Annotated in this window: 10 protein-coding genes; 4 read left to right on the top strand and 6 right to left on the bottom strand. The window is 56.9% G+C overall.

The window, feature by feature from the left end; translation table 11 throughout:
• Window positions 1-39: 39 nt before the first annotated feature.
• The 4 genes from iolE to iolD all read right to left on the bottom strand — a co-directional run bounded on the left by iolE (window position 40) and on the right by iolD (window position 4,939).
• Window positions 40-936 carry a myo-inosose-2 dehydratase gene (iolE, locus tag AC1RKC_RS21230; RefSeq protein ID WP_046372448.1) on the bottom strand — a complete coding sequence of 299 codons (897 nt, stop codon included), beginning with the start codon at window positions 934-936 and terminating at the stop codon, window positions 40-42.
• Window positions 937-996: 60 nt separating this feature from the next.
• On the bottom strand, window positions 997-1,881 hold the full coding sequence (locus AC1RKC_RS21225; protein WP_044554812.1) for a sugar phosphate isomerase/epimerase family protein: 885 nt from the start codon (window positions 1,879-1,881) through the stop codon (window positions 997-999).
• Between the two features lie 39 nt (window positions 1,882-1,920).
• Window positions 1,921-2,934, bottom strand: a complete 1,014-nt coding sequence (gene iolG, locus AC1RKC_RS21220; RefSeq protein WP_046372447.1) for a bifunctional inositol 2-dehydrogenase/D-chiro-inositol 1-dehydrogenase — start codon at window positions 2,932-2,934, stop codon at window positions 1,921-1,923.
• A 64-nt stretch (window positions 2,935-2,998) separates the two neighbouring features.
• A complete protein-coding gene (iolD, locus tag AC1RKC_RS21215) occupies window positions 2,999-4,939 on the bottom strand; it encodes a 3D-(3,5/4)-trihydroxycyclohexane-1,2-dione acylhydrolase (decyclizing) (protein WP_256814514.1) in 1,941 nt (646 codons plus the stop codon).
• Window positions 4,940-5,473: 534 nt separating this feature from the next.
• Between iolD and AC1RKC_RS21210 the strand changes: the two genes are divergently transcribed.
• Window positions 5,474-7,402, top strand: a complete 1,929-nt coding sequence (locus AC1RKC_RS21210) for a bifunctional 5-dehydro-2-deoxygluconokinase/5-dehydro-2-deoxyphosphogluconate aldolase (protein WP_122080410.1) — start codon at window positions 5,474-5,476, stop codon at window positions 7,400-7,402.
• A gap of 196 nt (window positions 7,403-7,598) precedes the next feature.
• A complete protein-coding gene (locus AC1RKC_RS21205; RefSeq protein ID WP_020837400.1) occupies window positions 7,599-8,435 on the top strand; it encodes a MurR/RpiR family transcriptional regulator in 837 nt (278 codons plus the stop codon).
• A 45-nt stretch (window positions 8,436-8,480) separates the two neighbouring features.
• On the opposite strand, the gene iolB is transcribed toward AC1RKC_RS21205, so the two are convergent.
• On the bottom strand, window positions 8,481-9,302 hold the full coding sequence (iolB, locus tag AC1RKC_RS21200; RefSeq protein WP_174574865.1) for a 5-deoxy-glucuronate isomerase: 822 nt from the start codon (window positions 9,300-9,302) through the stop codon (window positions 8,481-8,483).
• A gap of 383 nt (window positions 9,303-9,685) precedes the next feature.
• Window positions 9,686-11,191: a CoA-acylating methylmalonate-semialdehyde dehydrogenase gene (locus tag AC1RKC_RS21195; protein ID WP_020837402.1), complete on the bottom strand. Its 1,506-nt coding sequence runs from the start codon at window positions 11,189-11,191 to the stop codon at window positions 9,686-9,688.
• Between the two features lie 553 nt (window positions 11,192-11,744).
• Here AC1RKC_RS21195 and AC1RKC_RS21190 point away from each other — a divergent pair.
• The gene (locus AC1RKC_RS21190; protein ID WP_046372444.1) at window positions 11,745-13,172 is read left to right on the top strand and encodes a sugar porter family MFS transporter; all 1,428 of its coding nucleotides are present in this window, start codon (window positions 11,745-11,747) and stop codon (window positions 13,170-13,172) included.
• A gap of 46 nt (window positions 13,173-13,218) precedes the next feature.
• Window positions 13,219-14,055, top strand: coding sequence for a TIM barrel protein (locus AC1RKC_RS21185; RefSeq protein ID WP_122080411.1), 837 nt, complete (start codon window positions 13,219-13,221; stop codon window positions 14,053-14,055).
• Window positions 14,056-14,106: the final 51 nt, after the last annotated feature.

Raw genomic sequence — 14,106 nt, 5'->3', positions numbered from 1 at the left:
CATCGATGACTCGAGCGCCCCTTGCCGATCGCCTGCGAATTAAATGCCGGCGGTCTCTTTAATATAACGGCGCGCCTTCACCGCATACTCAAACGGGTTGGCCAGCGCCGGATCCTGCTCGGCCTCCACCACCATCCACCCTTTGTAACCGCGCTCATCCAGCAGTTTAAACACCGGACGGAAGTCGATCACCCCATCACCCGGCACGGTAAAGGTGCCTTTCTTCACGCCGTCGAGGAAGCTGAGTTTGTTGGCCTTTACCTCGGCCACCACGTCGTCACGCACATCTTTCAGATGCACATGGTTAATACGCGGCAGGTATTTTTCCAGTATCGCCATCATCGCCTGCTGGCTGCCTTCTGAATAGTAAGCATGGCCAGTATCAAACAGCAGGTAGACGTCGTCGTTCACCATGCTCATGTAGCGGTCGATCTCGGCGGTAGTTTGAATGCCGGTACCCATATGGTGGTGCAGACAAACCTGCATGCCCTTGCCGGCAGCAATCTTGGCCAGCTCATTGTAGCCATCGGCCACTCGCTGCCACTCTTCATCGCTGAAATACGGCTTCTCTTCGAACACCCCTTTGGTGGTGCCCTGAATGCTTTTGCTCTGCTCGGAGCAGCCAATCACCTTGGCACCCATCGCATGCAGGAAATTCATATGGTTAATAAATTCATCAATGGTTTTTTCTTTCAGACCATCGGCGAAGAAGGTGCTGAACCAGGCGTTGCAGATTTGAATGCCGCGGATATCCAGCATCGGCTTGAGCACCGCCGGATCGCGCGGATACTTGCTGCCCACTTCGCTGCCGGTAAACCCGGCCAGCGCCATTTCACTGACGCACTGCTGGAAAGTGTTCTCTTTGCCCAGGTCGGGCATGTCGTCGTTGGTCCAGCCAATCGGGGCGATGGCCAGTTTTACGTTGTCTTTATTCATTTTCAGCCTCAATCATAGGAGCAGCACGCCGGTGATTTCACACCCACGCAACCGAGAAATTTATTTACCCAACAGCTCTTTTTCGATGCGCTCTCGGGTCGCTACCGCCTGAGTTTTCATTCGTTCCGGATAGCCAAACAGCGAGGTGCAGATAATGGATTCGCCGCCCACCTTAAAATTACGATTGGCAAACTCCATATCGCGCAACGTCTGGAACAGGGCATCGAAATCCACTTCCCCTTCGCCGATACCCATATGCTGGTGCACGGCGGCGTCTACACCCGGCGGGTTGACGATATAGCGGCAGTGCTTGGTATGGTTCATGGTGTCGGCGATCAACACGTGCGAGAGATCGTCACCGGCATATTTCAGCATGCCGGCCACGTCGCCCTGACCTTTGTCGTAGTAGAAGGTGTGCGGCACGCTGTAGAGATACTTCACGTGATCGCTGCGTAACGACTTGACGATATCGGCGGTTTCGTTGCTCAGCTCGCAGAAATCCCACGGGTGCGATTGGATTTCCATGCGGATGCCTTCGCGCTCGATAATCGGCAGTAACTCCTCCATTGAGCGGTACCACAGTTCTTCACAGATCTCCGGCTCATTGGGGTTACCCGCCAGCTCGGTATTGATCACCTGCACGCCCATTTCCACTGCGATTTCAATCATCCGGCGCCAGTTTTTGACCGCCGCCTGGCGGCGATCTTCGCCCGGACCGGACCAGCGATACACCACGATAAACGAGGAAATCTCCACGCCGGTGGCCTTCAGCGCATTTTTGTATTCCGCCATCACTTCGCGCCCGGCTTTCGGATGCTTGTAGAACGGATTGATCTGCGGGTGTGGTGACTGCTCAATATACTGATAGCCCCAGTCCGCCACCTGCTCAACCATTTTGGTGATGCCAAGGTCCCTGATGACATCCACATCAAAAGCGATCTTCATGGTCATTCCTCTTTAAACGTAAGTGCGGCGCTCAACCCATCAGTTGCCGTAAAAAGCCGGGCGCGGCGGCAAGGTCACCGGCACAATTTCACCGCTGAGTTGCGCGGCCACGCAGGCGTCGGCAGTGACAGAAGCGGCATAACCATCCCAGGCGGAAGGCCCGGTCAGCTTGCCGGCCAAGACGTCATTGATAAAGCCTTGCAGCTCGACGTCATAAGCATCGATAAAGCGGTCTTTCCAGTCGGTCAGAATTTCGGTAGACAGTCGGGCGCCGCTGCGCATCTGCACCGAAGACGGCTCTGGCAGCTTGGCAATGCCGGTTTCACCCACCACCTCACACTGGATGTCATAGCCGTATTGGCAGTTAACGAAAATTTCGACGTCGATGCGCGTGCCTTTGGCGGTTTCGAACAGCACAATTTGCGGATCTTTCAGGTGCGGGAACGCCTTGGGGCTTTTACGCGGGAACACGACCTGCACCGAGACATAGTCGTCATCCAGCAGCCAGCGCAGCACGTCAATCTCGTGGATCAGGGTGTCGGTGATCGCCATATCCGTGGTGTAAGCTTCGCCGACGGTCGGGTTGCGGTGTGCGCAGTGCAGCATCAGCGGTTCGCCAATTTGCCCGCTGGTCAGCACCTGTTTTAATGCGCGGTAACCCTGATCGTAAGGGCGCATAAAGCCGACCTGCACCAGACGTTTACCGTGTTTCGCTTCGGCCTCGACGATGTTTTTGCAGCCCTGAGCGGTAACCGCCAGCGGCTTTTCACAGAATACCGGCTTACCGGCAGCAATCGCGGCCAACACGAACTCTTCGTGACTCGGGCCCCAGGAAGTGACCAGCACCGCCTGCACGTCCGCCGCATTGACCAGATCGTGGCCGTTGTCATACACCTTGGCGTCCAGCTTCAGGTCGCTCACCACCTTGGCGGCGCTGTCGCGATTGATGTCGTTGACCGCCACGATACGGCTGCCCTGCAACACTTTGCTGCAGCGGCGAATGTGATCCCGACCGATTGCGCCGGTGCCAATAACCCCAATGTTCAATGTCATTTTCGTTATCCTCTTCAAATAGTTGCGGCAGACGCAAGGTCTGGGTAATCAAACGGGATCCTGATCAGTAGTCGCGGGCCTTATCGATGTTTTCCTGCAGCTTGCGGGCCACGGCGACGATTTTTTCGCTGTTGGCAACCTGGGCACCGCCCACGCGCCACCAGCTGAGATATTTGTGCACCATGGTTTTTGGCAGCACCTTGATGTCCAGCAGGGTCGACACGGTTTGCCGACGGGCATCGGCCAGCGCTTCGATCAGCTGCTGCTCGGTGGTCACGCTGTAGGTCTTGCAACCGTAGGCCGCAGCCAGCATGGCAAAGTTGACCGGCACCAAATTGCCGTCGAGCTTGCCGCCCTGCGGGTTGCGGAAGCGGAACTCGGTGGTGTAGCTGTCCATGCCGTGTTCCATCTGCAGGTTGTTGATGCAGCCGTTGGTCATGTTGTCGAGCAGCACCACGTTGATTTTGCAGCCTTCCTGAATCGAGGTGACCAGTTCGGAATGCAGCATCATAAAGGCGCCGTCGCCGACCATCGCATACACCTCGCGGTTCGGCTCAGCCAGCTTGACCCCCAGCGCGGCATTGACCTCGTAGCCCATACAGGAGTAGCCGTATTCCACGTGATAACCCTGCTCGCCGTGGTTGTGCCACACCCGTTGCAAATCACCCGGCAGGCTGCCGGCGGCGGCGACGATCACGCTGTCCTGCGGCAGATGCTGGTTCAGTACCCCCAGCACCCGGCTTTGGGTTAACAAGGAGTCGGTCTTTTCGATAAATTCGGCAAACACGCGGTCACGATCGAGGTGATCGTCAATTTCAGGAACAAAACCTTCTCCGGTGTATTCCACCGCATAAACCCGGGCGGTTTCCTGCTGTTGCGCGCTGCGTGCGTCGGCAATGGCATTGCCCCAACCGGCGCGATAATCTGCCTGTGCCAGCCGTTCGCTCAGTGCGGACAGCGCTTCGCGGGCATCGGCCAACACCTGCACGCCGTCGAGCTTGCCGGCGTCAAAAGCGCTGACGTTAATATTGAGGAAATCGACGTCCGGATGCTGGAACAGCCATTTTGACGAAGTGGTGAAGTCGGTATAACGGGTGCCCACGCCAATCACCAGATCGGCCTGACGGGCCAGTGTATTCGCCGCCAGACAGCCGGTTTCACCGATGCCCCCCAGGTTGAATTCATGGCTGCTAGGCACCGTGCCTTTGCCCGCCTGAGTTTCGGCAAACGGGATGTGGAAACGCTCGGCGAAGTCACGCAGCGCCTGGCCGGCCTGCGAGTATTTCACCCCGCCACCGCACACCAGCAGCGGGCGACGTTTAGCGGTCAGCAGCGCCAACGCATCCTCCAGCATGCCGGCGGTCGCCGGGCGGCGATCGAGCCGATGCACACGCTTTTGGAAGAAATAGTCCGGGTAGTCATAGGCTTCGCCCTGCACGTCCTGCGGCAGGCACAGCGTCACCGCGCCGGTTTCCGCCGGATCGGTCAGCACGCGCATCGCATTGATGCAGGCGCTCATCAGCTGTTCAGGGCGCACTATGCGGTCCCAGTACTTGCTCACCGCACGGAAGGCGTCATTGGTGCTGATGCTGAGATCGTAGGACTGTTCAATCTGCTGCAGCACCGGGTCCGGCTGGCGTGAGGCGTAAACATCGCCCGGCAGCAGCAATAAAGGAATGCGGTTGGCGGTGGCGGTCGCGGCGGCGGTGATCATATTGGCGGCGCCGGGCCCGACGGAAGAGGTGCAGGCATAGATCTGCTGACGCAGCTTCTGCTTGGCGAAGCCGGTCGCTGCGTGGGCCATACCCTGCTCGTTACGCCCCTGATGCACCACCAGCTCACCGCTGTCCTGCTCCAGCGCCTGCCCCAGACCGAGGACGTTGCCGTGGCCGAAAATCGCAAAGATGCCTTTGACGAATTTGGTTTCCACGCCGTCGACCAACAGGTACTGGTTGTCGAGGAACCTGACGAGTGCCTGTGCCATGGTTAACCGGATCTTGCCCATTTACTCACCCTTTTAGATTAGTCTCGCCCGCGCCGGCACCAGCTGCATGCCGAACCAGATAAGCTGTGTGATACTCGCCGTCAGCAAGCGCTGTGTCCTGCTTAAGCCGACAACCTGAAACGTGTTGGGATTATAAACAAATATATTTTTCATAAAATCACATTACAGAAGAAACATTTCATTTTGCGATAAAGATCCCATAATGATGAAAACCCCGTTTCATCCATGCCTTTAGAATTCACTGACTTAGCCACCCTTTCACCCGTTGAGGCATCCGCTCAACACCGCCTGAACTCACAGCAACCCTTGGCACCATCAGCCTGTGACACCAAGGATACCCTTGCCGCCCCTCGGCGTTTTCACCTCAGGGCGGGCGGGGTTTTCGATGCCCTTTACCGTTGTAGCAACGGGGTTTTAAATGCATCACATTTTTGGGGTGTAAATTTCATTCAATCTTGAAATTGAAATTTTTATTCCTCATACTCCAAAAATGCTTCGCAGTCGGGGTTTCGCTTAATACAGAAGGAAACGGGTATGGCTACACAAGAAAAACAGCTTGATGTCATTTGTCTCGGGCGTATCGCCGTCGATTTCTATGCACAGCAAATCGGCGCACGCCTGGAAGATGCCAGCACATTCTCAAAATATCTCGGCGGCTCTTCCGGCAATGTGGCTTACGGCACGGCCATTCAGGGTCTGAAGTCCGGCATGCTGGCCCGCGTCGGCGACGAACATATGGGCCGTTTCCTGCGCGAAGAACTGCAACGCGTTGGCGCCGACACCCAAAGCCTGATTACCGACCCCCAGCGCCTGACCGGCCTGGTGATCCTCGGCATAAAAGATCAGGAAACCTTCCCGCTGATTTTCTACCGCGAAAACTGCGCCGATATGGCGTTGACGCCGGACGATATCGACGAGGCCTACATTGCATCGTCACGGGCATTGGCCATTACCGGCACCCACCTGTCGCATCCGAACACCCGCGCGGCAGTGTTGAAGGCGCTGGAATACGCCCGACGCCACGGTCTGCGCACCGCGTTGGATATCGATTATCGGCCGGTGCTGTGGGGCCTGACATCGCTGGGCGACGGTGAAACCCGTTTCGTCGAGTCAGAAAAAGTGACCCGCGAACTGCAAGAAGTGCTGCATCACTTTGATCTGATCGTCGGCACCGAAGAAGAGTTTCATATTGCCGGCGGCAGCACCGATACCCTGACCGCGTTGAAAAACGTGCGCAAGGCGACCCAGGCCACGCTGGTTTGCAAACGCGGCGCCCAGGGCTGTTCGGTATTTGAAGCGGAGATCCCGACAAGCTGGCAACAGGTCAAACTGCACTCCGGCGTAAGGGTTGAGGTACTGAACGTACTGGGTGCGGGCGATGCCTTTATGTCCGGCCTGCTGCGCGGTTACCTGAACGATGAAGGTTGGGATCAGGCCTGCCGCTATGCCAATGCCTGCGGCGCACTGGTGGTTTCGCGTCACGGCTGTGCGCCGGCGATGCCGACCAAGCAGGAACTGGATGACTACCTGCAGCGCGAGCAGGAAGTGAAACGTCCGGATCGCGATGCGCGGCTTAACCATCTGCACCGGGTCACTACACGCAAACAGCAGTGGCCGGAGCTGTGCGTGTTCGCTTTCGACCACCGCAAACAGCTGGCGGACATGGCGCGAGAAGCCAACGTCAGCGAGGAGCGCATTCCCAAACTGAAAACCCTGCTGCTGACCGCGGCGCAACAGGCCGCCGAGGTTGCCGGGTTGCAGGGCAACAGCGGCATTCTGGCCGATACCACCTATGGGCAGGCGGCGCTGAACAGCATCACCGGGCAGGGCTGGTGGATTGGCCGACCGATCGAGCTGCCCAGTTCACGCCCGCTACGACTGGAGCACGGCAATATTGGCTCGCAGCTGATCGACTGGCCGCAGGAGCACGTGGTGAAGTGCCTGGTGTTTTACCATCCGCATGACGCCGCCGAACTGCGTCGCGAGCAGGATGAACTGATTGCCGACGTGTATCGCGGTTGCTGCAAGTCCGGCCACGAACTGTTGCTGGAGGTGATCCTGCCGGAAAGCAACGCCGACAAGGCCGAAAGCTACTATCTGGAGATGCTGCAATATTTTTACACGCTGGGCATCAAGCCCGACTGGTGGAAATTGCCGCCGCTGAGCGCAGAAAATTGGCAGCGGGTGGGGGCTTTGATAGAGGCGAACGATCCATTCTGCCGTGGCGTATTGATACTGGGGCTGGACTCACCGGAAGAAACGCTGAAGGCCGGTTTCGCCGCGGCGGCAGACGCCCGTTGGGTAAAAGGTTTTGCCGTCGGCCGCACCATCTTCGGCCAGCCTTCACGCCGCTGGTTGCAGGGCGAACTGGATGACGCTGGCTTAATAGAGCAGGTGAAACAAAAATACCTGACGCTGATTGGCTTCTGGCGCCAATACCGCCCAACCTCTCACTCGTCTTAATCGACAAACCCTCCCCTTAAACGATTTTCGCCGCTTTAAGGGGATTTTTTTGCCGGTTTTCTGTGAAGTAACGCAACTTGCAATCGAATAAATCGCTTTTTGGTGAAATGAAACTTCCGCTCCATCTGTTAGAATGAGCTGTCAATAATTCAGGCGTCAGGCCAATACGCCTTAGCCCACACTGCGAGCCGAATGGATGAACAACCCAACTCAACTTTCGCTGTTACAGGACGAGATCCGCCACCGTTATGAAACGCTGAGCAAGCGTTTGAAACAGGTGGCGCGTTACATTTTGGATAACAGTAACAGCATTGCTTTCGATACCGTCGCCTCCATCGCCGCACAGGCCAGCGTCCCGCCGTCGACCCTGATCCGCTTTGCCAACGCGTTTGGCTTCAGCGGTTTCAACGAAATGAAACAGGTTTTTCGCCAGCACCTGATGGAAGAAACGGTCAACTATACCGAACGGGCCCGCCTGTTTCGCCAGACCTCTACCGACGATAACGTTGCGCCGGAAAAACCGGCGGAAATTCTTAACGTTTTCACCATGGTCAATGCTCAGGCCCTGCAACAGCTGGCGATGCAAACCAGCCCCGAGCAGTTGGATCGCGCGGTTGAGTTGCTGAACAACGCCGAAAATATCTACGTGATCGGTCTGCGTCGCTCATTCAGCGTCGCCTCGTACCTCACCTATGCCTTGCGTCACCTGGAGCGCCGAGCCTTTCTGATCGACGGTTTGGGCGGCATGTTTACCGAGCAACTCAGCATGGTGAAACCCAATGACGTCGTGATCGCCATCAGCTATTCGCCGTATGCGCAGGAAGCGTTGGAACTGGTGGAGTTGGGCGCCAAGCGTGGCGCACAGCAGATTGCCATTACCGACAGCCAGGTCAGCCCGCTGGCCGCCTTCAGCGACGTGTGCTTTGTGGTGCGCGAAGCGCAGGTGGACGGTTTCCGCTCCCAGGTCGCCTCTATGTGTCTGGCGCAAACCCTGGCGGTATCGCTGGCGCTGAATAACGCCAAAGAAGAGTAATACGTGCAGGATCAACAAGGCCCGGCTAGCCGGGCCTGATGCGAATTATTTCGCCGCTGGGTATCCGTCGCTATTAATCCAGGCGTGGTCTTTTTCCCAGGTGAATTTCCACAGGCGCACCGGCCCGGCCATCACGTTGAGATAGTAGTTGTCGTAACCGGCCAGCGTTGCCACCGGGTGGTAGCCGCGCGGCACCTTGACCACGTCGCGGTTATAGACCGCCATGCACTCGTCCAGCGACCTGTCGTCGGTATAGACCCGTTGCAGGCAAAAGCCCTGTTCCGGCTGGATCCGGTGATAGTAGGTCTCTTCCAGATAGGTTTCATCCGGCGAATCTTCCTGATCGTGTTTGTGGCTAGGGTAAGAGCTGGTATTGCCCTCATCCGTGTACACTTCCACCACCAACAGGCTGTCGGCCGGCGCGCTGTCCGGCAAGATATTGTGTACCAGACGCTGGTTGCGCCCTTTACCGCGCCGCTCTACGCCCACGTCTGCCGGGGTGATCAGCCGCGATGGCAGGTGCCCGTGGCTCGGCGCGCTGCAAACAGCCAACTCCAACGCACTTTCCGCGCGCACTTCAATTCGATCGTGATGCGGCACATACACCGCATAAGGCGGGGTGCGCTCAAACGGGCTCATCCGTTTACCGATGCTCGGGTATTCCGCTCGCAGGGTAGCGACAGAAGCGATACCGGCGACCAGCACCAGGCACAGTTCTTTGTCGCCGCTTTCCAACTGCAGCGACTGACCGGCTTCGAGACGATAGACGTCAAACCCGACAAAGCGCCAGTCGGCATTCTCCGGGGTGACGTGCTGGATGCGCCCCTCGGCATTTGGCTGCTGACATTTGGCGAGCAATGAAGACATGGTAATTCTCCCAATCAAGTATGAATAGACCCCAAATAATTGGCGTTGCATCATCGTAGGTGCGCTGCATGCTGCGCCCGCATTAATCGGGGCGAATTTATTCGCCCCCTACAGGGTGACTGGGCCAAATACACGCAGCCAACACAGATGCGGCTTCAAGTATGAAGGGTAGATGCACATACCCTATGGATTTCAAGTTGCAGCCAGGCGTCCAGCTCATTCATCCTCCGGAGCTTACTTAAGTAAGTGACTGAGGTGAATGACAAATCTGTCGGGAACAGATTTGAACGCTGCTTGCTGCGGCCCCGAAGGGGTAAGACCCACGGATGGGTCTTGTAAGCAGGTAACAACGCTGCGGCTTGAAAGACGACGGGTATAGTGCCTTAACCCAGCGTCGGCATACTGTATTCAGACACCGTTTGCTGCCCGGTTGGCCAGCGGGCGGTGGCGGTTTTCATCCGGGTGTAGAAACGCACGCCGTCGGTGCCGTGAACGTTTAATGCACCGAACACCGAGCGCTTCCAGCCACCAAAGCTGTGGAACGCCATCGGGACAGGCACCGGGACGTTGACCCCCACCATGCCGGCCTGCACTTCCTGCACGAACTGGCGCGCATAGTGACCGTTACTGGTAAAGATAGCGCTGCCGTTACCAAATTCATGGCTATTCACCGTATCGATGGCGGTCTGGTAATCCGGCACGCGGACAATGCCCAACACCGGCCCGAAGATCTCTTCACGATAGATACGCATTTCCGGCGTAACGTGGTCAAACAGGGTACCGCCAACGTAGTAGCCGTCCGGGTAACCCGCCACCTGATAGTTGCGGCCATCGGCCACCAGGGTAGCGCCCTCTTCCACGCCCAGATCGATATAACCCAGGACTTTCTTCTGGTGCGCCGAGGATACCAGCGGCCCCATCTCGTTTTCTTCGCCACCCTGTTTAAGCCCTGGACCAACGCGCAGCTGAGCGATCAGCGGCTTCAGTCTGGCAATCAGTTTATCGGCCGTGTCGTCGCCGACGACCACCGCCACCGGCAACGCCATGCAACGCTCGCCAGCCGAGCCGAATGCGCCGCCCATCAGGGCATTGACCGTCGCGTCCAGATCGGCGTCAGGCATGATGATGGCCTGGTTTTTCGCCGCGCCGAAGGCCTGCACCCGCTTGCCGTGGGCACTGGCGGTAGTATAGATATGTTCCGCCACCGCAGAGGAGCCGACAAAGCTCACCGCCTGAATGTGGGGATCGGTGCACAGCTGCGCGGCTTCTTCGTTTGCGCAATGCACCACATTGAATACGCCGTCCGGCAGCCCGGCTTCTTTCAGCAGTTCGGCCATGCGAACCGAGGCCGAAGGCACCAGCGCCGGGGGCTTGAGCACAAAGGTATTGCCGCAGGCCAGCGCGATAGGGAACATCCACATCGGCACCATCGCCGGGAAGTTGAAGGGAGTGATACCCGCGACCACGCCCAACGGCTGCATCAGCGAGAAGCTGTCAACGCCGCTGCCGACGTCCGCAGAATATTCGCCCTTGATCAGATGTGGAATGCCGCAGGCAAATTCCACCACTTCGATGCCGCGGGTCAGTTCGCCCAGCGCATCGGAATACACCTTGCCATGCTCGCTGACAATCAGCGCCGCCAGCTCGTCGCGATGCTGTTCCAGCAGCGCCTTAAAATTGAACATGATGCGCGCACGGCGCAGCGGTGTGGTGCGCGACCAGTCGGCAAATGCCTGGTGGGCCACGTCAATGGCCTGCTTCACCTCGGCGGCAGTGCTCTGCGTCACGCGGCGTTCAACCTGCCCGGAAGCCGGATTATGCACGTCGACGGTTTGATTGCTGCTGCTCAGGCACACCTGCCCGCCAATAAAGTTACCCACGGTTTTCATGTCTCACCCTCTTTTAAGTCCGCTGTCGCCTGACCGTCTGCGGCCGTAGCGTTTTCATCACACCGCTTGCCGGAGACTGCCCGCAAGCAGGCTAAATCCTGACCGGATGAAGCAAACTCTATTTCATTGAAAAAAAAGTTTCAAATAAATTATTTTAGAAAATTTGTTTTTAGTGCGGAAGGTCGCAGTTTTGCCACATCACTGTGCAAGGCCATTACATGCAGGAAAAAAAGCGGTCCCTGTGTTCACGTGCTAACGGCAGGGAATTAGCCCTGACTTTTATACAGAAACAGGCAGCCCACGGGGAAAGGCGACCCGGCCAGACGTTAAAGGATCGCGCGGTAACGCTTGAGGGGCATTTGCGGTTTTTTTTGAACTGGATCTAAAAATCAATATTTCATTATTCACTAATTATGAAATAAATGTTCTTGTTTACCGAAGCGTTAACTCGACTATCACCGCCTTAATGACAGGCAGGGTCCAACCCCTTCCGCCTCCTCTTCCCTACAACCAACAGCGCGGGTGGAAGCCAGGAAAAAAATCGGAGCAACACATGTCATCTCAGCGTAAGCATAATACCGGGTACATACTGCGAATATGCGGCATTGCGGCACTTGGCGGCATTTTGTTCGGCTACGACACCGCCGTGATCTCCGGCGCGATCGAATCCCTGAAAACCTATTTTAATCTCAGCCCCGCCGAAACCGGCTGGGCCGTTTCCAACGTGGTGATAGGCTGCGTGGTCGGTGCCTTTGCCGCCGGGCCACTGGCCGGGCGATATGGTCGTAAGAAGGCCCTGATGCTGGCGGCAGTGCTGTTCACCATTTCGGCAGTGGGTTCTTCACTGGCGCCAACTTTCACCTGGTTTGTGATTTACCGCATTATCGGCGGTTTGGCGGTGGGTATCGCCGCGACCGTTTCGCCGATGTACATGTCGGAAGTCTCACCCAAAGACATGCGCGGCCGTGCGCTCAGCATGCAGCAATTCGCCATCGTGTTCGGCCAAATCGTGATCTTCTACGTTAACTTCAAAATCGCCAGCATCGCCAGTGAAGCCTGGCTGGTGGAGATGGGCTGGCGCTGGATGTTCGCCTCCGGCGTGCTGCCCTGCATCCTGTTTTGCATTTTGGTATTTATCATTCCAGAGTCGCCACGCTGGAGCGTGATGGTCGGCCGGGACGATCAGGCGCTGGCGATGCTGACCAAAGTGTCCAACGCCGAACATGCGAAAAAAGTGCTGCAGGAAATCAAAGACTCGATAAAACAGGATCAACAAGCCAGCCAGAAAAAACTCAGCTATGCCGATAAACGGGTACGCTTCATTCTGTTCGTTGGCTGCATGATCGCCATGCTGCAGCAGGTCACCGGGGTTAACGTAATGATGTATTACGCGCCGGTGGTGCTGAAAACCGTCACCGTAAACGCGCAGGAAGCGCTGTTCCAAACCATCTGGATCGGCGTGATGCAGCTGGTCGGTTCCGTCATCGGTGCCATGTTGATGGATCGCATGGGCCGCATCCCGCTGATGCGTTGGGGTACGCTGGGCGTCATCGCCGGCCTGCTGATCACCTCCTATGCGCTCTATACCGAGGCCACCGGCTACTTCGCGCTGTTTGGCATGCTGTTCTTTATGGTGTTCTATGCGCTGTCGTGGGGCGTGGGCGCCTGGGTCCTGGTGTCAGAAATCTTCCCCAATCGCATGCGCTCTCAGGGCATGAGCATTGCCGTCGGCTGCATGTGGCTGGCCAACTTTGTCGTGTCTCAGACCTTCCCGATGATCAACGATAACCCTTATCTGTTCTCCAGCTTCCACGGTGCCTTCCCAATGTGGGTGTTCGCCGTCTGCTGCCTGTTCAGTTACTGGTTTATCGGCCGCTATATTCCTGAAACACGAGGGGTATCGCTGGAAAAAATGGAGGACGTGGTCATGGCAAAACGCTATCGCCAACCTCAACCCGAAATACAACGCACGCCGCTATAGACCTGTAAATATCAGGCTTTATCAACTCATTCAGGAGTAATGCATCATGACCATTGCGCCAGACCGTTTTTGCATCAACCGCAAGATCGCGCCAAATCTCGATTTGGAACAGTTTTTCAGCCTGGTGAAAAAGTGCGGGCTCAACAAAGTAGAGCTGCGCAACGATATGTCGAGCGGCAAGGTGACCGATAACCTGAGCAACGATCAATTAAATGCGTTGGCAGAAAAATACGGTATCGAAATCGTCACCATTAACGCGCTCGGCATGTTTAACCTGCTGGACGATCAAGCCGCGTTGCTGAAAAACGCCGAGGCGCTGTTGTCACAAGCTCAGGCAATCCGCAGCAAGGCGCTGGTACTGTGCCCGCATTGCAGCGCGGGCGATAACCGCAGCGAAGAGCAGAAAAAAACCGACACGCTGGCGGCCCTTAAGCTGCTGGCTCCGCTGTTCAGGCAATACGGTGTACAGGGCTATGTGGAGCCGTTGGGGTTCGGTATCAGCTCACTGCGCTCATCGCTGCTGACGCAGTCCCTGATCCGGGATTCTGGCGCGCCGTACAAAATCGTGCTGGATACCTTCCACCACTATTTAAGCGACGTCACGCAGCCTGAATTTGATGCGCAAATTCAGATCGACGGCATTGGGCTGGTGCACCTTTCCGGGGTGGAAGATCTGCGTGCTAAAAGCGCATTAAGCGACGAAGAACGCATCATGCTGAGCGATAAAGATCGGCTGGAGAGCAAAAAGCAGGTGCAGGATCTGGAGCGCCTGGGCTACACCGGCATTTACGCCTTCGAGCCGTTTTCGTCGCAACTGGACAGCTGGACGGCAGCGGATATAGAACGTGAAATCCGTCAGAGCATCGCTCTGCTGCAAGGGTAGCGGCTGCAAAGGGGCGAGCATGCTCGCCCCTGATTTAACCGGGCGCCCCTA

The organism is Serratia sp. GW822-FHT06E05 (assembly GCF_058799445.1).
Note: the sequence above shows the minus strand (reverse complement) of the source record. Positions and strands in the feature narration are given on the sequence as shown.